Genomic DNA, 19,677 nt, shown 5'->3' on the forward strand with positions numbered 1-19,677 from the left:
TCATGCCCCCACGGGTGCGAACGCGGCGCAGTACTCGGTCCAGTCCTGCTGGGTGAAGGCCGCGCCGAACGGGTGCGACGGCACCTCCGGCGCGGCGGCCAAGGCCGCGCGGTCCCGGCCGGACGTGCCCCGGGCGGCGGGCGCGGCGGTCTTGGCCAGCTCGCGGCGGGTGCGGACGGTGAAGGTCTCGCTGAACAGCCACACCTCGATCGAGACGGTCACGCTCGCCTCGCCGACGAGCACCGAACTGCCGTCGGCCTTCTCCTGGTAGGTCAGGCCCAGGTAGAACTCCACCGACACCTTGACCAGGCCGAGGAACCGCAGGCTGCCGCGCAGCCGCAGGAACGCGGTCAGGCCGACCTGCTGGCGCACCACCTCCGCGCCGTTCTCGACGACCTTGACCCGTTCCAGCACGTAGCAGATGCCGCCGACGGCCTCGACCCCGCCGCTGGCGACGCCGACGTCCAGTGAGAGCGCCGCGCCGAAGGTGAAGCCGACCTCCAGCCGCTCCAGGCCGTCGGCGCCCAGCGCGATGCCCGCGTAACCGCCGCCGGTGAACCAGGAGATGCGCAGGTTGAACGGTCGGTCGCGGGTGTTCAGGTCGAAGGTGACCCGCACGGCGCTGCCGTCGAACGGCACCGCCACGGCCGCGTGCACCACCAGTTCCTTGAGCTCGAACACGCCCAGCGCGACGGTGGGCACCGCGAACCGCAGCCCGGCCTGGACGCCCCCGCTGCCGACCGCGATGTCCACCTTTCCGCCCAGGAACGAGCACATCTCGGCCAGTTCCTCGACGAACTTGAAGGCGTTGTGGAAGCTGACCTCCCGAATCCGGCAGTCCACGGTCGTCTTGGCGCCGGTGGCCTGGGTGAACCGCAGGTTGTCGAACACCAGCGAGATCACCCGCCACCTGCCCTGCTTGCCGAACAGGTGCAGGGCGAAGTCGCGGACCTCGCCGTGCACCCGGTAGGAGGCGTCGACGCCGGCCTTGTCCGGGCTGGTGTGGACGGCGAGCACGGTGAGCGTCCTGGCCGACGGCTCGCTCGTGGGCAGCGGCAGAGGCTCGAACACCGGCAGCTGCTTGGGGCCCGCCTCCACCTTCGGGGTCCAGATCACCGTCCACTCGCTGGCGGAGATGTCCTCCCGGTAGCGGTGGTTCAGCGTCGGCGCGGCGTCCGGGTTGGTGGTGTTGGGGTCGAAGACGGGCAGCAGGTCCTTGATCGGGATGCCGCCGAGGACCTTCGCCTTGTCCACGTCGCCGAACATCTGCGCCGGGTCGTAGAGCTCCTTGGCCACCTGGATCGGGTCGGCGGTGATCGGCCCCTTGGGCGCGGAAAGCCCGCGGATGGCGCCGCCGGGCGTGGCGACGCCGCCGGTGGCGGCGGCGGAGAAGTCCAGCGCGGGCGGTGACGCGGACGGGTGCACGGTCAGGTAGACCCCGCCGCGGTTGAGCGCGTGGTCGATGCCGTTGGTCAGGTAGACCGAGGCGTACTCGAACGCCGTGGCGGCCACCGACCCGCCGGTCAGCGCGGCGACCTCGGGCAGCCGCAGCACGGCCCGCTCCAGGTGCGGGTAGAACGGGGCCTTGCCCGCAGCCAGCAGCGCCGCCCGGTCCCCGAGGGCGGCCTCGGAGTTGAGCACGAGCCGGTCGGCGTTGGCCGTGGTGCTGCCCATCGGGTTCGGGCCGCGCGACGCCAGGGCGATCCGCCGGCCGCCGGTGTCGACGGAGCGCACGGCGACCGCGTCGGGGCTCGTGGAGGTGTTGTAGGCGGTCTGTATCGCGTTCAGCAGGGTGGTCGACCCGGCGGCCGTGGCGTCGGGCACGAACACCACCGGCGCGGTGAAGTCGACCTCGTGCCCGTCGTGGTCGGTGCCGCGCAGGTGGAAGGCGAACGGCGTGCCCGGCGCGCCGGCGACCCGCGGCACGAACGAGTTCACCGCGCCGCCGGGGTTGGCGAAGTCGATCCGGTCGGTGGTCAGCGGCGGGGTGGCGCGGGTGAGCACGCGGACCGCGGTGAAGGGCAGTTTGCGCCCCGCGCGCGGCATCGCACCGTCGCCCTGGTAGGTGCGCACCGGCTGCTGCACCACGACGTACTCCGTGCGGCGCAGGTAGGCGTACCAGGGGCCGGGGCTGCCGTCGGGGTTGGGGCGGCGCGCGACCTGCCGCTCGGCGACCTGCACCAGCGCGGCGCGGTGGCCGTAGGGGAACAGGAAGCCCGCGTTCTGGGTGCGCACGAAGTGGTCGCGGCCCCAGGTGGTGCGGTGCTGCCAGCCGCGCAGGTCCAGCGCGGCGTTGGCCGGGTAGTTCCACCTGGCGTCGGCGTCGAGGGTGGCTCCCAGGCTGCTCAACGTCAGCTCGGCCACGTCGATCGGCTTGGGCAGCGACGCGTCGAGTCCGGCGCGCAGGGTCGGGTCGCTCGACAGCCGCACGATCGAGAACCGCTGCTTCGCGGTGAGCAGGTGGTCGACGTCGTCGGTGTTGCCGGTGGGCACGGACGATGGGTTCTGCGCCCACGTCGCCATCTGCGGGTCGGTGAGCCAGACGGCCCGGACCGTGCGGCCCTCGGCGTGGTCGTCGACCTCGCCGCCCGCGGTCCGGGCGCCCATGCGGGTGTGCCACAGCTCGGTCCACCCGTTGCGGGTCACCGGGGTGGTGGAGTGGTCCCAGCCCTCGTTCTCGTTCGGCGACAGCACGACCCGCCAGGGCAGCTCCAGCGCGGTCTGCGTGTCGGTCGGGGCCACCAGCGCCGAGGTGGTCTGGGTGGTCGCGGTCGGCGCCAGGCGCGGCGTGAAACCGGTCCACCCCAGCAGCGCGTCGAGCGTGGCGGCCATCGGCAGCGCGGCGGTGATGTCGAAGGCCAGCCGGCTGGGGCCGGACACCCGGGTGGGCAGCGGCAGGTCGCCCAGCCGCAGCGGGTCGGTCAGCAGCCGCTCCAGCACCGCCTGCGGCGGGAAGTGCACCACCAGGTACGCGCTGCCGGCGGTGACCCTGCGCAGCTCCGCCCCGCCCGCCGTCTGCACCACGTCGGCGTTGAACAGGTCCACGCGCAGGTTGAGCGAGTCCTCGCGGCGGCGCAGGTGCAGGGTCCGGGTGGCGTTGGCGGCCAGGGCGAGGTCCCGCTCCGCGCCGGGTGGCCCGCCCGACGGGACGACCGCGAGCACCAGGCCGCCGGCGCCCGTCAGGTACAGGAACCGGCGTCGGCTGACGATCCGGTTCGGCTCGTCCTGCGGCGACAGGTCGTTCTCGCTCATCGCTCGTCCTCTCGAGTCCGGTGGGGTGGGCTGGTCGAGCGTCGTGCCCGCCCGCCGGTGACCGGCAGGTCCACTTCGGCGCGGCCTGCGCAGGACCACTGGGGGCGGGCACGGGACTCGGGGCTCGGGGCTCGGGGGAGCGGCCCGGGCCGGCCGGGGGCGGCTCAGAGGGTGGGCGAGATCTTCATGCTCCAGTCGGCGTACGGGGTCATGGTGTTGACGAAGTTGAGGTCGCCGTAGGCCCAGTCGGCCCACGCGTTGGTGTCGGTCACCCAGGGCGACTCGCAGTGCAGGGTGTTGCCCGGCTGGAGGTTCATCGGCGCGTTCAGGCACTGGATCGGCCAGCCCTCGACACTGGTGCCGACCTCCAGCTTGTTGATGGTGACCGCGCCGAACGACTGGCTGTTGGTCACCCAGTACTGGGCGCGCTTGGACGTGCCGCTGTACTCCAGGCACGCGATGGCCTGCACCCACGGCATCCACATGCTGTCGATCGAGCTCCACGCCGAGCACGTCATCGGCGCGGCCTGGGCCGAGGTCGCGGGCACGACGAGCGCGGCGGCGGCGACCGCGGCGCCGACGACCAGCCGGGTGAGACGGGACATGCGCATGGGTTCCTCCTGCGTGACGTTCCGGCGCGTGCTGCGCCGGGACGTCGAGGACACCACCCGCCCGCTGCGGGGCCGAGGGCCACTACCGGCCCACTCCGACCCGGGTAGTGGTCCGAAGTGGACTGGTTCGGCCGGAACGGGGCGTTTGTGGCCCTGGCACCGGGACGTGGCCGGTCGGAGGATCACCTGGCGCGGCGAGGGGCCGCACCACGAGGGGAACGAGCGAGGGACACGATGAACGGATTGCTCCGCAAGGCGGGGAAGGCGGCGGTCGCGGGGGCGCTGGCGGTCGGGGCCGTGGCGGGTGGGAGCGCGGTGGCGAACGCGGCGCCGCCCGGCTCGGTGATCCTGTCCACCCCCAAGACCAACATGTACTGCACCCTGAGCACCAGCGCGAGCCTGGGCTTCTACCACGGTGACGCCTCCTGCTACAACGGCTCGTGGGACGGCAACGTGGCCTGGTCCATCACGGTCACGTGCGTGGGCGGGTCCACCGCCGTCAGCGGCATCACCACCACGCCGCACTACCGGTGGGGGTCGATCAGCGCCGGCTGGTGCTGGAACGGCGTCCAGGACATCGCCATCCGCGAGTGGTGATCCCAGTGGTCGGGATGCGCCGGTGGCGGAGGGGGCTGGTCGGCGCGCTGGTGGCGGTGATCGGCGCGGTGGTCCTGTCGGCGGGCCCGGCGCACGCCGCGGACCAGCAGACGTGCACGCCGTGGACGACGATCATGGCTGGCACCAGGGGGAGCGTGTGCGTGGCGACCTCGGGCGGGCTGACCGACGCGTGGGCGGAGATCCGCAACAGCAGCGGGGTCGCCGTCCAGGCCGAACTGTGGGTTTACATCAAGGACTCGGCACTGCCGCACCGCGTGTGCGGCGGTGTGGTGGCCAACGGTGACGCCCTGCGGTGCAACGCGCCGCTGTGGACGTGGGTGCCCTCGCCCCGGTGGGCCAAGGCGTGGTTCAGGACCGGCAGCGTGACGCTCTGGTCCACCACCGCCACGCTGCCCTGAGGAGGGCACCGGGTCCGGCCGCCGCCTCCCGGCGGCCGGACCCGGCGGGGCAGGTGCTGCCGCCCCGCTTGGCCGGTTCGGGGTCAAACGAGCGGCTCTGTCACTGATTGCGTGATCAACGAGTTCGGGTGGCTGCTGGTAGGTGTCGCGGGTCCGTGATCATGACCGGGGTGTGATCGTAATTGGTTGACAGCCCTGCTGCCATACCTTGCCAGCGTGGTGGTGGAGCGGGTCGAGCGGACTTCTGCGGCTGTGCGGATCTGGACGTGCACGATGGTGACAACAGCGTGCGGCCTTCCTGTGGTGTCCGGTCGAGTTGGGTACATAGCCGCTATGACCGGAGCTGGACGATGCTCCGGTAGCCGGTGGGCCGGTGGTGGGGTTGACCCGTTTGACGGACAGGGTCGATGAGTGTGGTCAAGCAACCCGGTTCACCGGGTGGTGCCGGGTAGCTTCGAGGGCGGCGGGGCTGAGGTAGCCGAGGCTGGAGTGCAGTCGGCGGGTGTTGTACCGGGCGCTGACCCAATGCCGGGTAGTTAGGGCTTGCAGATCATTAACTCGCTGGTGTGGTGCTGTCCGGGATGGTGATGCCTGCGGTGTGGGCGAGGTTGTAGAGGTCGTCCAGGCTGGTGAGGCGGTGTTCGGCGGGGTGGATGGTCCGGCCTGTCTGGTCGAGCAGGTTTCGGATGTCGCGGATGCGTTTGTTGATGGTTTCGGGGCGCACGCCGAACAGGACGGCGACGGCGACCTGGGGCAGGCCCGACCTGTAGTGCAGAACGGTGGCCAGGAGCCGGTCGGCCAGGGTCAGGACCGGGCGTCGACCGGTGTCGGGACCGCCTTTGTGGCGGGGGCGGTGGCCGCGTCGTGTGGCCAGCAGGGCTTCGCGTTGCTCCTCGTGCGGGGCGGTGAGCGCGGTGATGAGGGTGTGCCAGTCGCGGGTGGGCAGGCCGGTGATGGAGGGGTGGCACAGCCAGGCCACATCGGGGCTGGGTCGGTCGAACGGGTCGGGGGTGGTGACGGGGATCCGGGGGTATGTCTCGGGTCGCAGGGTGTAGTTCCAGTCGCCGTGCCATTCGTGCCGGTCCAGTGGCAGCGCGTCCATCTGTCCGTCGCTGACGCGGACTCCGGTGTCGTAGGTGCCGGTGTCGAGTTCGGCGTGGACGGTCAGCCCGGTTCGGGTGGTGGTCGCGGCGATGGTGTTGACGATGACCTCGTGGCTGGTCAGAGGCCGGCCGCGCCAGTTCATGGTGATGTGGGAGAGCAGCCGGTGCTCGATCGTGTTCCACTTGGATGTTCCGGGAGGGAAGTGGCACACGGTGATCGTCAGACCGGTTTCCACTGCCAGGGCGGCCAGTTCGGCCTTCCACGCGCGGGTGCGGTAGCTGTTGGAGCCGCCCGCGTCGGCGGTGATCAGCAGGCGTCCGGCCTGCGGGTAGATGTTGCGGCCGGCCGTCTTCCACCAACGGCGGATCGATTCGACGGCGAACGCGGCGGTGTCGTGGTCGGTGCCGACGTTGACCCAGCCGGTGTTGGCGGCCAGGTCGTAGATCCCGTAGGGCACGGCCTTGCCCAGGGTCGTGTCGGGAAAGTCGTGGGTGTCGACCTTGACCGGGTCGCCGCCGGGGCGCCACTCGCGGCCCGCGTTCTCATACTGCCCGACCAGTTCCTTCTTCTTGGTGTCCACGCTGACCACCGGTTGCCCGGCGGCCTGGTGGTTCTTGACCTGTTCGTTGAGGTAACGGAACTGCGCGTCCCGGTCGGGATTCTGCTTGCCCTCCAGGGTTTTGGCGTTGCTCTGCAGGCTGAAGCCCTCTTCCCGCAGCAGGTCCGCGACGGTGTCGGCGGAGATCCGGTGGCCCCGGGCGGTGAGTTCGGCGGCAAGTTTGCGGGTGGACTTCGTCGTCCACCGCAGCGGCGACATCGGATCACCCCGCACGTCCGGTTCCACCAGGGCCAGCAACGCCGGACGCAGCCCCGCGTCGAGGTCGGCGACGCGTTTGCGGCCCCCGCCGGGACGGCGCACCCGTCCGAGCGGGGCCTCGCCGGACTCCAGCTCCGTGACCCCCAGGGACACCGTGGCCTCACGCACCCCCGCGGCGCGGGCGACGAGCCTGATCCCACCGTGTCCCAACACCCTGGCTTCCGCGGCCAGCAGCAGCCGCCGCTGACGCTCGTCCAGATGCGGCAACAGCACCTCGAACTTCGCCGCCAGCGCTGCCCCTGCATCCTCGACCAGGCTCACACCACAAGCATGACAGCCCAAGACCGAAATCTACGGGTTATTTCTCTGCGAATCCTAACTACGCAGCCTTGGGTCAAGTCCCTACTCCACGGTGATCGGTTCTGTGATCACACACCCGAGCAACTCGACACCGGCCGCAGCGGTGACGTGGTCCAGGTCGAGTCTGTCCACGATCCGCGCCCCGGACACGCGCACGCCGCGAGGGTCGAGCTCTCCATGACGCCCGAGGAGCAGGTCCCGAATCACATCGGCCCTGATCACGTGAGCGGGGTCGGTCATCTCGACGAGATCTTCGACGGTGAGCGCGCTGCACGCGTACTCGGCACCCTGCACGGCGACGGTGACAAGCAGGCGTTCCTGCGGAGTCGGATCCGGACACGCCAGTGCACCGTTATGGGAGATCGTCACGTTGTGTTCGCTGCTTGGGGTGGGATGGGAGTCTTGCGCGGACCTGGAGGAGGAAGCGTCATTCCGACGCCCTCCATCAACTCACGGGCGATGTCGACGAACTCCGGTACAGCGCTGCGTGCGCGCGCCATGAAGTCACTTTCGTGATCGTGAACCTGAGTGATCGCCAGATACAACGCCCTTGTTCCCACTTGGTGTTCGAGCGAGTTCAGACTGTTGAGTGCGTCGTCAACCAGGCGAGCCTCACGTGCGTCGACGGGCTTCGGGGCCTCCCGAAGTCGCGGTTGGGCGGGACTGTGCTTTCGTCGTTGATCGTCCAGGGATCTGACGGTGTGCTCCCCGGATCCGCTCTCGGAAGCGTTGGCCACGGTGACCTCCTGGTGGACGTTATGTTCATGGATGACCGGGTAGTGGTGGCAGGGGTGTTGTCTTGGCTTCCGTTGGCGATCACGCGTTGATCCAGTCATGCGGTACCAGTGCACCTTGGCCTTGTCGCCAGCGTTGTGTGACCGCGGTGCTGAAGACCTCGTGTTCGAGGTCGGCGTGTTCCATAACAATCACCTGGAAGGCACCGCCGAGACTGGTGATGGTGTCGGCGATGACCTGGTAGGCGCGCAGCAGGGAGATCCTGTCGGACTCGCGTGCGGGTTCCAGCCCGGCGCCTTTGTAGTCGGCGGGGAAGTACACCTGTGAGGGTTGGTCGAGGATGAGCAGCCGCGGCACGGGTCGGTCGTGTTCGGTGAACCATTCGTGCAGGCTCAGCAGCGTGGCCAGGTGGTAGCCGAGCCAGTTCTCGCCGCCGCCCATCTCGTTGAGAGGCACGGGGCCGGCGGTGGTGTCGGCCACGACGCTGAGGCGGCGCAGGTCCAGACGCACGGGTACCTGGGAGTGTTCCAGTTGCAGCGCGCGGGCCTTGGCGGAGATCTTCTGGTTGATCAGCGAGAGGCTGCTGTTCACGCGATCGGCTTGGACGTCATCGCCGAGAGTGTTTTCCAGCTCTTCGATGCGTGCCTGCAGCTCATTGCGCTGGTCCGCGATACGCGGCGCGGCCGTGAATCGGCTGGTGGTTTCGAGGAAGAGGCTGATCCGGCCCTTGACCGAGGCGGCGCGGAGGGTGCTGTCGCGGAAGCGTGAGGCGACGCGAATGCCTGCTTCGAGGGCTTCGCGCTCGTCGCGGTTGGTGTTCAGCGCCAGGCGTAGTCCGCGCTGCGTTTCCTCCTCCTGAGCGATCAGCGCTTGGACTTGGGAGGTGTCGTCGTTGACGAACACCACGTTGGCGTCGAGGTGTTCGAGGTCGGCGCGCAGGGCGGAGACGACCTCGTTGACGCTGGAGACGCCGTTGCCGCACACGGGGCACTGGTCGGTGGAGGTCTCGTCCTGGATGCGTAACAGGTTGAGCGAGGTGAGCCGCTCGTGCTGGTCCAGCGCGTGGGTAAGGAAGTCGCCACGTTCGTTCAGCGATTGCCTCAGGTCCGTCAGCCGTGCTCGTGAGCGCTGGTAGTCGGCGCGTAGTTGTTCTCGCTGTTGTTCGAGGCGTACGAGCGGGTCGTCGGTGTCCGCTGGCGTGTCGGGCACACCGGGAAGCGGGGCGCGTGTGGCGTCGGTGAGCAGTCGGAAGGCGTCCTCCAGCGTGAGGTCGTCCACCGGTTGTTGGGGGAGCAGTGATGTTTCGATCGCTTCCCTGACCAGGGCGCGTGCCTGTCCCGGTGCGGGTGCGGCGGCTTCCTGTTGGGCCAGGGCGCGTTCGTGGTTGCGCAGGTCGGCTCGTAGTTGGCGCAGTTGGGCGCGCAGAACGGCTTGCTCGGCGTCGACGGCGCCGAGGAAGTAGGGGAAGACGTCGCGGATGGCCTGGGTGTGGTGTTCGCGGCCTTGGGAATGGAAGAGCAGGTCGGGGTTGGCTACCTCGTTCTGGGCTTGGGCGCAGAAGAACAGGGCGTGCCGGATCGAGGGGGACATTGTGTTGCCCCTGGTGGTGGGCAGGCGCACCGTGCGGTTGATGCCGCAAAAGTCGGCGAGGATGCCGCGGGCCGCGTCCACGGGGAAAGTGAAGGACATCTCGTCGCGCCCGAGCGGCCCGGCACCCGGCTGTTGGAAGACCAGGCACAGCCTGGGTGCCGGTGTCGTGCCGCTGGACGGTGCAGGGCGGGCGACGAACAACTGTCGCTCGCCGCTAACGATTTGGATGGCGAACACGGCCACGTGGTCGCGCACGACGCCAGCCCCGACCGGGTAGTCGGTACTGGCCATGCAGTAGTCGGTGATGGTCCAGATCGAGGTCTTGCCGGTGCGGGAGTCACCGGTGACGATGTTGAGGGCACCCAGTTCGAAGTCCAGTGTGCGCACCTGGCCGGCCTGGTGGCCGTACACGGTCAGTGCTTTGATCTGCCACGTCACGGGCGTACTCCGAGCAGGGTGAGGGCTGTGGCGGTGGTGCCCGCGGTGGGTAGCCACCGGCCCAGCATGTGAGCGGCTTTCTGGATCGCGACGGTCTCCGGGGACGAGCCGGTGATGCTCGCGGGGATCGAGCGCCCGGTCAGACTCAACGCCGAGGACTCGAGTGTCAGCACCCCGGTCTGCAGCGCGAACAGCAATCCCGGGCGCACCACGTCGGTGAGCCCGGGGACGTTGGCGGCCATGTGGACCTTGACGGCCTCGTTGTCCTCGGCCCACTTGGTCATGCTGGCAGCGGTACTGCCCGGCAGCAGCTCGCGGACGGCCGGCTGGAAGGCCATGACGGCGGCCGTGACCACGATGGGCAACGGGCAGGCGGGGGTGTGTTTGACGGCGTGGCCTTGGACGACGCGGGCGCACACCAGGCCGGTGAACGCGGGGTTGAACAGCGCCCGCTCCTCCCTGCTCCAGGAGACGGCGGAGGTCATCGGCCCGCTGCCGGTTCCAGCAGGGCCATCAGCCTCGCCACGAAGTCGGGATGCCAGCCGACCTGCATGTCGTCGGCGAGCATGTGATAGGACCCCTTGGTGACGAACGGCTCGTCACAGCCCGGCCGGATCGCGAACCGGGCTTCCTGCTCCACCCAACGGTAGATCGCCTTCGCCTCGCGGAGCTTGTCCGCCTCGGCGGCCTGCTCGTCCAGCTCGTCGGACATGATGTCGAAGCGGGTCTCCCACTCTTCGACCAGGCGACGTTCGTACTTGCCCAACTCGCCCGGCCGCAGCAGGTTGTCGTTGGACCACCGTGACCGTTGGGTGAACGCCCGCAGGTAGTCCCGCACCGCCCGCCGAACACGATTATCGCTCACTCCCAGCAGGCGCAGCTGATGAACGAAGGTCTTGTCACCATGCTCCGAGCCGGTCGCGTCCATTTCGGCGATGTCGTCGGCGATGCGCAGGTTGCCGGGCCGGAACTCGTCACGGCGTTCGCTGAACACCTGGTCGAACTCCAGACCGGTCACCGGACCGGCCGACCGGTCGCGCAGTTGGGCCAGCACCCGTTGGAGGAACCACCCGTCCAGCCGCTGTACGAACCTCTCCGCGTGCTCGTGCCCCACGGCCAGATTGGCGAGGCCCGTCAGCTGCGCTGTCGTCTTCTCGATGTCGGGTCCGGCGTCGAGTACCTGCACTCGTGCGAGCAGGGCGCGCTTCTGCGGGAGGTCCAGGTTGTCCCATGCCTCGTAGGCTGCTTTGTTGGTTTTGCTCCTGGAGGTCGCGCGTGCCTGGTCGAGCAGTTCGAGAGCCGTCGTCTCGTCCCGGGCGCCGTCCGTGTCGGGCGGGCGCAGGTGATAGGCGGCACTACCCGGAGGGGCGTCCGCAGTCGTCAGCAAGAAGAAAGTCGGTGCGTCGGTGCTGTGATCGTGCTTGGTCCACTCCGTCGCCCAGATTCGCAGGCTCTTCCACAGGTCGGAGGCCGCGTCCGTGATCCGTGTACCGGGAGCGCGGTGCTTGAGCTGCCAGAAGTCGCGGCCCTGCTCGTGGCTCACCTCGATGTCGTCACCGGCTTCCACGGCGACACTCCAGTCGGGCCCCGACCGTAGTTGCTCGACGCAGAACAAGAGGGCTTTACGCAGTTGAAAGAGATATCCGATGGCGGAGGCCGACGCCTCGAACAAATCGAGCTGTTCTCCCATACGCCCTCCCGTGACCGACTCCCGGACGGAATCGTACGGTCTGGGCCGCGAAATGAAACGATCTTGACATAAGGGTAACCTGACTCGACTCGAACAGGTGAACGCATATCACTCGATCGGATGAGTAACGTTCAGTCGTGCTTTCCGATGGGGTTCCGTGCTCGTTACTGTGAGTCTTCTGTGTCCCTATCAGGGGGGCGGCCGGAGGAGGGCGGTGCCCTACTATCCCCGATATTCAATGACGAGCCGCTGGTATGCGCGGGCCCGACGCTCAGCACGTCGGCCGCGAGTCGCTCCCAGGCTTTCATTGCGGTCGGTTCCCGGGCCGGCGGACCTCCGCTGCGGGTGGGCGTTAGGGTGGGGCATGGCCTCTCCTGCTGCGTCGATGCCTCCCGGTGGCGATCCGGTGGTGCCTGCGGCCGATCCGGTGGCGATCCGGGCTGCTCTGACTCCGATGCTGGTGGCGGAGTTCGACCGCGAGTGGGAGTTGGTGCTGGAGCGGGCCAAGGTGTCCAAGGACCTGGCCGGGGTACGGGAGCTGTTGGGCAAGTGGCGGCACATCGCCTACGGCGAGTTGCACGACCCGGGCTCGTACTACCGGATGCTGGCCAAGGCTGAGCAGGTCCAGCGTCTGGGTGCCAACCCGGATGCGGTGTCGTTGGAGGAGATGAAGGCGCTGCTGCGTCAGCGTCAGGGGCGGGCCGAGTAGCCGGTGTATCGCATCGTGCCCGACGCTGCGACGTTGGAGCAGGTCGCCGCGCTGCCTGTGGAGGCGCTGTCGGCGTATGCCGAGGTGCTGGCGGTGTTGGAATTGCAGCCATGGAACGGCCGTCCGCAGCACGAGGACAACCCCGGCGCGGCGGTGCGCTACTGGAGCTTCGGCCCTGAGCGCGCCGGTCAGGTGGTGTACCTGATCCTGGAGGACCAGCGCGAGGTGCACCTGCTGCTCGTGCAGTGGCTGGCCTGACTCCGCCGCTACGCCTTAGGGAGTGACGGACTCCTGCGGTCTGCGCCACGCCTTGGGCTTGCGGAACTGTTCGGACGTAGGTCCTGCTCTGTGCGGGTGGTCGTCGATGGTGCCACCGTCATGGTCATGGTGTAATCCAGGAGGGCCGCGTTTCTCCACCGAAGGTGAGCTACTCCGACTCGGTCGCGGTCGACCTCCTCCTGTCGGATCCAGTGAGCCTTTACCAACCTCATCCAGTGTTGAGGTGAAGTGTGAGGACGGCTCTGGTCAGGTCGGTGATACGGGTGGTGGAGCGGCGGAATCTGCGCAGCAGCCGCCAGGCTTCTGATCACCAGGGTGACTCGCGGTCGACGTGAGGTCCTGCTTGTTCTGTCGCCGGTGCCTGGCCCGATGCGTTCGATTACTGCTGGTAGTCGCGCGCTGGAGGCTGGATCATCCGCACGTTCGAGATACCGCCCTGGTTCACACAGTCCTGGGCGAGGTCGTGGACGTGCCAGTAGTAGTCCAGGGCGGGCTCTACCGCGTTCACGGTCGTCTCGACGGGCGCGTAGCGGTGCAGCGGGGTCGATACGCCGTCGTAGGTGTGACCGAAGCCGTCTCTCGTCAGGATCGTCAGCGGTTGCCCGCCGGTCCACTCGATTCCTACGCGTACGTCGTACTCGTCGTTGTCGGTCGCTTCCGCGGTGGCGCGGATGAGCGCCATGACGTCCGCGATCGCGCACTCGAGGCTCGAGGCGTCGACCTCGCAACCGGCGAAGTGAGCGGTGCTGCTCGCGCGGTGCCCGCCGACTCCGGTCGCCAGCGACACCGAGCCGTCGTGGTGAATGCTCATCCACGACTCCTTCCACGTCGAGCGCTCATCTGTCGCGGTGTTCACCGCGACCCACCGGCGCAGACCCGGCCGCGGGTTGAGCCGGTCCACGCTCTCCAACGGATGGATGCCGCCGCGACCCGCATAGACCAGTGCCAGACCCTCGGTCTTCGACAGGACCTCTCGGGCCTGATCACGGGTCAGGCGATCCCGGAAACGAGGGAGACGAGGGTGGGCCACTGCGATCAGCCAGGCCCGCTGGTCGCAATCGCGCCCGGCAGCCGCTTCCGCGTACAGGTTGTCCAGAGCCTCGGTGGCGTGCCGGCGTTCGTCGAACCGTGCCCGGTACATGGCCTCGATCTGCCGCTCCTTCATCCACACGGTGTCGGAGTCGTTGCGGACGGGCGCACCGAAGTACTCGTTCCTGTAGATCAGATGCGGCCCGTCCACGCTCGCGGGGACCTCCACCGCAACGGCCCGGTTCCCCTCGGCTCCGAGGCGGTGCACGGTCAGGCCGAACACGGGCGGGGAGACGGCGGTGATCGCGGCGCTGCGCAGCGCGCGCTCGTAGACCTCGTCGAACCCGCCGACATCGACCCGCCCGGTCGCGGCCTTCTGCGACTCGCGCACCCCGTAGACGATCACGCCTCCACCGCTGTTCGCCATCGCGGCGACATCCTTGGGGAAGTCCGTCAGCGGGAGACCTTTGAGCGGAGGCAGCTCAAGCTTCCAATCCAGGTCGTTTGCCTCCACTACACCGGTGGCCACCGCCGCATCGAGCAGTTCGTCGGTCAGCGGCCCCGGTGCGACCCCGAGAGCACGGTGCAATGCTGTGAAAGTCATGACTCGAGTCTAGGGGCAGCCGATCGAGCGACAGGTGACGAAGCTCGCGATCGATACCGACAGGCAGATCCGACGTCAGGTCGACATGGCATTGGGTAAGTAGGTCCGGCGTAAATTCAGGCACATACCAAAGCTGCGAGCTGTACGGAAACGCCCGGTCATGCGTCACACTCGCTCACGTCCGTGCGAAATGTAGAAGGTTCTACTCGACAAGAAGCCCTCTGCATTCTACGATCGGCGTGAGATCGTTGGAAAATAGACGAACAAAACTGTTCGACTCGCGGGCGTCCTGGCTTGGCTCTTGCACAAGGGGGAGTGAGGGGAAAAGGGTGCTGACGTCTCGTCGTTCCCCGATGGGTATGCTTAGCCAAGAGCTTGCATCGCCCCACCCTTGCCCGTCGAGGTAAGTCGATCCTTCGTCAGTTAAGTTCCAGGCTAGCGGCGGGAAGTAGACTGCCGCGTCGGATCGTAGGTATTCGATGACACCGCTCTTCGTGTCAGCGACCTTCATGGAATGCAGAGCCCCGGTGAGACGTCCTACCGTGCCCCGAGCAAGGGCTAGTCGGAGCCGGAGTTCCCGCGGAAGAGCAAGGGGCTCGGTACCTGCCAGCAAACCTGCTGCGAGGTCCGGAAACCGGTCATGAAGAACATGGTTGGCGCCGAACAGGCCCATGAGGACAGATCGGGCCGCCTCGCCGGGACTGCACTCCACGGCGGGGAGGCGCATCCGGTCGCCAGGCACCAAGATGGATCCCGTCGCCCAGCAGTGCTTCAGTCCATTGGCCAATTCCGCGTACGAAACGTCCCATTTCCCGGCGGTCGTGTTGCACGTTTGACACAGTCCGTAGACGTGCATTCCGCCATCGGACTTCCTGTCGACCGTCTGTGTCTGCAGTCCATTCACAGTCATCGATCGCAGGTAATTTCGTTGAACGCCATGATCATTTCCCGCTGACTGGGGCGGCACATGGGTTCGGCTCAACTTCCCGACAACGCCGCACAGGCCACAGGGACCTTTGTCACCTTTGCGACGCAGCAAGCCGACGTCGGCGGACACGCCGATGCTGCGGTTGGCGCGGTTCCTGGCACCCTTGCCCATGAGACGGACCCTACCGGATGAGCGTTGGGTGTCTTGTGGCCCGGCGGTACCTCGGGGCTGTCGTCGGCGCCGACCTGCGGGTGGAGTCCTGCGGTTCAGTCGGCGATCAGATCGGGTCCTCCGTCCGTGCCTGAACGAGAACTGCGGTGGTCGGTCTGATGCGACGGTGTTGGTCACACAGACGCTGCCAAGATCGGCCCGACCGGCGTCAGGAAAAGGGCTAGCGCCGTCGCCAGGACGAATTTCACGAACGCAGGCCGATGCAGTACAGAAATGCCACGTCGTACCGGACACTTCGGTCGTACGATCTCCGTGAGGTGGTGACAATGAGCGTTTTCCAACCTGGTGGCGTGGGCTGCGCGTCGCGGTAGAGACGTAGCGAAGCTCCCGGTAAATGACTTCTCGACCAAGAGCAAGGCCATCGCCAAGAGCTTCGAGTGCTTGTCTACCCATCCGCGATCGACCTGTCCAGTTCACACCTCCGCTTCCTCACCCGGCAGTTGACCGCACACCGCCGTCAGATCGGCAGCAGGTGGCGCAAACTCAACCCCGGACGCCAAGCACTGCTGGTTCTGGCGCATCTGCGTTACGGCGACACCCACAGCCGCCTGACCGCCGGATTCGACGTCGGCCTGGCCACCGTCTGCCGCTACATCCACGAAGCCGTCCGGCTCCTGGCCGCACTGGCGCCCGACCTCGCCGAGGCGACGCGGGTCGCCTCGCGCAAGGCCTACGTCATCCTCGACGGCACCCTGCTCCGGATCGACCGGATCGCCGCCGACCGCCCGTACTACTCCGGAAAACACAAGCGACACGGCATGAACGTCCAAGTCCTCGCCGACCCCGCCGGGCGACTGATCTGGACCTCGCCCGCACTGCCCGGCTCAGCTCACGACCTCACCGCGGCCCGCACCCACGGCATCATCAACGCCCTCACCGCAGCGGACATCCCGTGCTGGGCGGACAAGGCCTACCGAGGCGCGGGCGGCCCCATCCGCGTTCCGTACCGCGGCAAGTGGCACAACCTCTCGCCCGGTCAGCAGGCGGTCAACCGGGCACACGCCCGCATCCGCGCACTCGGTGAACGCGCCGTCTCGCTACTCAAGGGCTGGAAAATACTGGCCAAGCTCCGCTGCTGCCCACGCCGAGCCACCGCGATCGTCGCGGCCATCCTCGTCCTGCACCACATCGAGACCCGCCGCCAACCACGATGAAAAGGCTCAGTGGTCGAAGGTCGTCGAGGTGTCTGCACCGCGAACGCCGTGCTGCACGGCTTTCGGCACCTGGTGTCCGTAGCCGGTGGAAGTCGACCGCTGATGCTCGGCCTGCTTGCCGGCGCAGCTGTGCGAGTGGTACGGCGCCAGGTTGGCGGAGTTCCCCGCTTCGTCCACCCGGTCGCCCGCGAGGCCGTGCTGCGGGCCCTCGACGCGGCGGACGAGGAGGGCCTGCACGTCGCGGCCGCGAAGGCCCTGCACAGGGCCGGCCGACCGGCCGAGGAGGTGGCGGCGCACCTGCTGGCCGTGCCGTCGTTCCAGGACGTGTGGGTCGTGGACTCGCTGCGTGACGCAGCCCGCGCCGCCGTGCGCCGGGGTGCGCGCGACCAGGCCGCTCGCGTGCTGCGTCGCGCCCTGTTCGACACGCCCGTGCAGACCGCGCAGCGCGGTGAGCTGCTGGTCGAGTTGGCCGAGGTGGAAAGCGCCGCCACGTTCGTCGCGGCGACCCGTCACCTGCTGGAGGCCCTGCCTCTCTTGCGGTCGGCCACCGCCCGTGCGACTACGCTCGTCCGTGCCGCGACCACCTGCCTGCGGGCAGCGCCGGACGAGTTCGCGGGCGCGGCGCGCGCTGTGCTGGCCGACGACGTGCTGCACCCCGGAACTGCGGTTACCCAGGCAGTGCCGTGATTCCGCGAAGAGCTGAGCCACGAGACGGGCTTCGCCGCGGGACAGTCGAGCAACCCGGCTATCGCCGCGCTGCTGGTGAGCATGGGGACGACCTTGCTGTGGAAGGTGGCCGACGCGGCCCCTCGTCGGCCCCGGTCGAATGGTGCGCACTACCGGTGGGTGGGGGTGGGGGTGGCCGTCCCAGCGCGACGGCCACCCCCACCCCCACCGGTCGCTTCCAGGAGGTGTGTCAGGCCTTCTCGCGGGCGGTCTTGAGCAGACCCGCGAGTCTGGTCAGCTCCTGCAGCAGAACCTGCCGGTCCGGCTGGGCGGGGAGGCGCCGGAACTCCAGGCGCCGCTGCTCCTCGGGAGTTCCCTCCTGCATCGCCGAGAAGTTGAGGGCGTGGTACTTCTCGGGGTTGGCCTGGTCGGTGTTGCTGGTGTTGAACACGTTCGCGATGAGGTGCTTGACCAGGACGGGGATCGTCCAGTTCTCCGCGTTGAACTTCTTGATCACCGTTTCGTAGTCGACCTGCTTCTTCCCGGTGGTGTCGAGCTCCGACAGGAACGGGGCGTTGACCTTGTCCGGGTCGCGGGCCTGCCAGTACTTCTCGTCCTTGTAGACCTGGTCGATGAACCCGGCCAGCACGCGCGCCGCCTTCTGCGTGCTGTGGTGGCCGACGGAGGTCGTCTCGTCGATGTTGATGTGCCCGCCGCCGATGTTGATGTCGGTCTTCAGACCGACCGTCTCGGCGACGCCGAACACGTACTGGTCCATGAGGTCGCCGACGGCTCCCGCGTACACGTCCGCCGCCTCCGCCTTGTCGGTGATCACCTCCACGCACGCCTGGTCGGCGGTCACCTGGTAGCGCCAGTCCACGCCGTAGTCCTCCGCGGCGAACCGGTAGGTCAGCATGGTCATCCCGTTGCGGTCCGACGCCACTTCCGGGTCGGGGCCGTCGAGTCGGTCCACGGTATCGGCCCACCTCTGGGCGGCCTGGTTGTAGGGGCCCTTCATCAACTTGTAGATGTCGCTGTTCTTGTTCTTCGCCGCCTTGTCGGCGGCTGTTCGGAGGGCGTCGTCCACGAAGGTGAACTCGTTGCCGATGAGCGTGCGGGCGATGGCGGGGGGAGCTGCCTTGTGCTCGTCGACGACCGTCTCGATCTGGTGCAGGATGCCGTTCAGCTCGCCGATCTGAGCCCAGGTGACCTCCTCGTCCAACTCCATGGCCGCCACGCTGGGTTCGATGCTCTTGACCAGCGGGTCCACCCGGCCTGCGACTCTCGCGTTGGCCTCCTTCCAGTTCTTCCAGTTCTCGCCGGTCCACTTCGGCATGCCGAGCGTCTCGGCCAGCTCGGCGTAGACCAGCTTCCTGAGCCACGTGCGGCGCGTCCCGGCGTCGGCCGCCTCCGTGTTCCCGGGCTGCTGGACGGCGGAGTAGTCCAACACCCGTTGGACGTGCGGCACGTCGTCCCGCGCCGGAGTGTGGTCCGCGCAGCGCTGCACGGCGCCGTGCCCGTCGGTGGTCGCCCAGGTGGTGGCCGGCCCGGTGGTGGGATGGACTCCCGCGTCGTGGGTGCGCTGCGCGGCCATGGTGCGGCGGGCGTTGTCCTCGGCGGCCTGCTCGAAGCGGTCCGAGGGGTCGCTGACCCGCACCCCGCCCCCGGTGTCGGTGCCTGCCACCGGTCCGGAGCGCTGCTGGAGCACGTGGGTCAGCTCGTGGGCGAGCCGGTGCTGCCCGGTCGACGACGACGGGTCGTACTGCCCCTGCCCGAACACCACGTGCGAGCCGGTCGTGAACGCCTCGGCCCGCACGGACGCCGCCGCCTGCGACGCCGCGCCGTCGGTGTGCACGCGCACGTCGGAGAAGTCCGCCCCCATCCGCCTCTCCATGTCCTCGCGCACGGGTGCGTCCAGGGGGCTGCCGGGCGTGCGCAGCACCTCGTGCACCGCCGAGCGCTGCACGCCGACCGGCGCGGCCCCGTCCCCGTTCAGCATCCGCGCCACGGCGGCGTTGCCGACCGCCCGCTGCATCGCCAGGATCCTGTCCACGGGGAGCGGACCCGGGCCGGTCACGGTGCGGTGTACTGCTCCGGTGCCCGGGCGCGTGCCGGGTGCTGCGCCTCGCGGCGGTCCGGTTCGTGCTGGTGCGCGGTGTACGACATGGGTTCTCCTTCGCTGCCTTTCCCGGCAGCGTGCGCGGGCGCACCCCTGGCCGACCAGGGGTGCGAGGGCACCATCGGCGCCGGTGTTCGGACCGAAAGGGCACCGGACCCGACCTCGTCGCGCAGCCACTCGCCGCACAGAAAGTCCGCGCTCGCCGGGTAGCGCCGGGACGGATTTCCGAGTGCACCACGACGGTGAGTTCCACCGTTCCCGTTTCGTTCCAGTTCCGGGGCCGGAGATCCGCAGCAGCCCCCGCACGAGCGCTCGGCGTTCGCGGTCGTCGAGGTTGTGCTGGGT

General features: G+C 68.5%; 15 protein-coding genes. 6 read left to right on the plus strand and 9 right to left on the minus strand.

The window, feature by feature from the left end; all coding sequences use genetic code 11:
* Both J2S66_RS10075 and J2S66_RS10080 read right to left on the minus strand, forming a co-directional pair.
* Nucleotides 1-3,252 carry a twin-arginine translocation signal domain-containing protein gene (locus J2S66_RS10075; protein WP_310306542.1) on the minus strand — a complete coding sequence of 1,084 codons (3,252 nt, stop codon included), beginning with the start codon at nucleotides 3,250-3,252 and terminating at the stop codon, nucleotides 1-3.
* 164 nt (nucleotides 3,253-3,416) lie between these two features.
* Nucleotides 3,417-3,863, minus strand: coding sequence for a hypothetical protein (locus J2S66_RS10080; RefSeq protein WP_310306544.1), 447 nt, complete (start codon nucleotides 3,861-3,863; stop codon nucleotides 3,417-3,419).
* A 234-nt stretch (nucleotides 3,864-4,097) separates the two neighbouring features.
* Between J2S66_RS10080 and J2S66_RS10085 the strand changes: the two genes are divergently transcribed.
* Both J2S66_RS10085 and J2S66_RS10090 read left to right on the plus strand, forming a co-directional pair.
* Nucleotides 4,098-4,460 carry a hypothetical protein gene (locus J2S66_RS10085; RefSeq protein WP_310306546.1) on the plus strand — a complete coding sequence of 121 codons (363 nt, stop codon included), beginning with the start codon at nucleotides 4,098-4,100 and terminating at the stop codon, nucleotides 4,458-4,460.
* Complete coding sequence (locus J2S66_RS10090; RefSeq protein WP_310306548.1) at nucleotides 4,454-4,879, plus strand: hypothetical protein; 426 nt, start codon at nucleotides 4,454-4,456, stop codon at nucleotides 4,877-4,879. The genes J2S66_RS10085 and J2S66_RS10090 overlap by 7 nt, the downstream gene beginning before the upstream one ends.
* 553 nt (nucleotides 4,880-5,432) lie before the next feature.
* Here J2S66_RS10090 and J2S66_RS10095 read toward each other — a convergent pair.
* From J2S66_RS10095 to J2S66_RS10115, 5 genes are all read right to left on the minus strand, one after another.
* Nucleotides 5,433-7,121 carry an ISAzo13 family transposase gene (locus tag J2S66_RS10095; RefSeq protein WP_310304168.1) on the minus strand — a complete coding sequence of 563 codons (1,689 nt, stop codon included), beginning with the start codon at nucleotides 7,119-7,121 and terminating at the stop codon, nucleotides 5,433-5,435.
* Between the two features lie 81 nt (nucleotides 7,122-7,202).
* On the minus strand, nucleotides 7,203-7,529 hold the full coding sequence (locus J2S66_RS10100; protein ID WP_310306549.1) for a hypothetical protein: 327 nt from the start codon (nucleotides 7,527-7,529) through the stop codon (nucleotides 7,203-7,205).
* Between the two features lie 447 nt (nucleotides 7,530-7,976).
* The gene (locus tag J2S66_RS10105; RefSeq protein ID WP_310306551.1) at nucleotides 7,977-9,923 is read right to left on the minus strand and encodes a DUF3732 domain-containing protein; all 1,947 of its coding nucleotides are present in this window, start codon (nucleotides 9,921-9,923) and stop codon (nucleotides 7,977-7,979) included.
* Nucleotides 9,920-10,408 carry a three component ABC system middle component gene (locus J2S66_RS10110; RefSeq protein WP_106614115.1) on the minus strand — a complete coding sequence of 163 codons (489 nt, stop codon included), beginning with the start codon at nucleotides 10,406-10,408 and terminating at the stop codon, nucleotides 9,920-9,922. The genes J2S66_RS10105 and J2S66_RS10110 overlap by 4 nt, the downstream gene beginning before the upstream one ends.
* On the minus strand, nucleotides 10,405-11,613 hold the full coding sequence (locus J2S66_RS10115; RefSeq protein ID WP_310306557.1) for an ABC-three component system protein: 1,209 nt from the start codon (nucleotides 11,611-11,613) through the stop codon (nucleotides 10,405-10,407). The genes J2S66_RS10110 and J2S66_RS10115 overlap by 4 nt, the downstream gene beginning before the upstream one ends.
* Nucleotides 11,614-11,977: 364 nt before the next feature.
* Between J2S66_RS10115 and J2S66_RS10120 the strand changes: the two genes are divergently transcribed.
* Nucleotides 11,978-12,322, plus strand: coding sequence for a DUF6247 family protein (locus J2S66_RS10120; protein WP_310306558.1), 345 nt, complete (start codon nucleotides 11,978-11,980; stop codon nucleotides 12,320-12,322).
* A 3-nt stretch (nucleotides 12,323-12,325) separates the two neighbouring features.
* Nucleotides 12,326-12,580 carry a hypothetical protein gene (locus J2S66_RS10125; protein WP_310306560.1) on the plus strand — a complete coding sequence of 85 codons (255 nt, stop codon included), beginning with the start codon at nucleotides 12,326-12,328 and terminating at the stop codon, nucleotides 12,578-12,580.
* A 400-nt stretch (nucleotides 12,581-12,980) separates the two neighbouring features.
* On the opposite strand, the gene J2S66_RS10135 is transcribed toward J2S66_RS10125, so the two are convergent.
* On the minus strand, nucleotides 12,981-14,234 hold the full coding sequence (locus J2S66_RS10135; protein ID WP_310306562.1) for an AlbA family DNA-binding domain-containing protein: 1,254 nt from the start codon (nucleotides 14,232-14,234) through the stop codon (nucleotides 12,981-12,983).
* Between the two features lie 1,536 nt (nucleotides 14,235-15,770).
* Here J2S66_RS10135 and J2S66_RS10140 point away from each other — a divergent pair.
* Both J2S66_RS10140 and J2S66_RS10145 read left to right on the plus strand, forming a co-directional pair.
* The gene (locus J2S66_RS10140) at nucleotides 15,771-16,547 is read left to right on the plus strand and encodes a transposase family protein (protein WP_310306564.1); all 777 of its coding nucleotides are present in this window, start codon (nucleotides 15,771-15,773) and stop codon (nucleotides 16,545-16,547) included.
* Nucleotides 16,548-16,676: 129 nt separating this feature from the next.
* A complete protein-coding gene (locus J2S66_RS10145) occupies nucleotides 16,677-17,234 on the plus strand; it encodes a hypothetical protein (RefSeq protein WP_310306567.1) in 558 nt (185 codons plus the stop codon).
* A gap of 229 nt (nucleotides 17,235-17,463) precedes the next feature.
* Here J2S66_RS10145 and J2S66_RS10150 read toward each other — a convergent pair whose 3' ends face one another.
* Entirely contained in the window at nucleotides 17,464-19,266 is a 1,803-nt protein-coding gene (locus J2S66_RS10150; RefSeq protein ID WP_310306569.1) for an eCIS core domain-containing protein, read from the minus strand.
* Between the last annotated feature and the right edge of the window lie 411 nt (nucleotides 19,267-19,677).

Origin of the sequence: Saccharothrix longispora (assembly GCF_031455225.1) — a bacterium.
GTDB lineage: Bacteria > Actinomycetota > Actinomycetes > Mycobacteriales > Pseudonocardiaceae > Actinosynnema > Actinosynnema longispora.

Coding starts and splice junctions, on each gene's coding strand:
- J2S66_RS10075 (WP_310306542.1), bottom strand. CDS start 3,252: ATGAGCGAGAACGACCTGTCGCCGCAGGACGAGCCGAACCGGATCGTC.
- J2S66_RS10080 (WP_310306544.1), bottom strand. CDS start 3,863: ATGCGCATGTCCCGTCTCACCCGGCTGGTCGTCGGCGCCGCGGTCGCC.
- J2S66_RS10085 (WP_310306546.1), top strand. CDS start 4,098: ATGAACGGATTGCTCCGCAAGGCGGGGAAGGCGGCGGTCGCGGGGGCG.
- J2S66_RS10110 (WP_106614115.1), bottom strand. CDS start 10,408: ATGACCTCCGCCGTCTCCTGGAGCAGGGAGGAGCGGGCGCTGTTCAAC.
- J2S66_RS10115 (WP_310306557.1), bottom strand. CDS start 11,613: ATGGGAGAACAGCTCGATTTGTTCGAGGCGTCGGCCTCCGCCATCGGA.
- J2S66_RS10120 (WP_310306558.1), top strand. CDS start 11,978: ATGGCCTCTCCTGCTGCGTCGATGCCTCCCGGTGGCGATCCGGTGGTG.
- J2S66_RS10135 (WP_310306562.1), bottom strand. CDS start 14,234: ATGACTTTCACAGCATTGCACCGTGCTCTCGGGGTCGCACCGGGGCCG.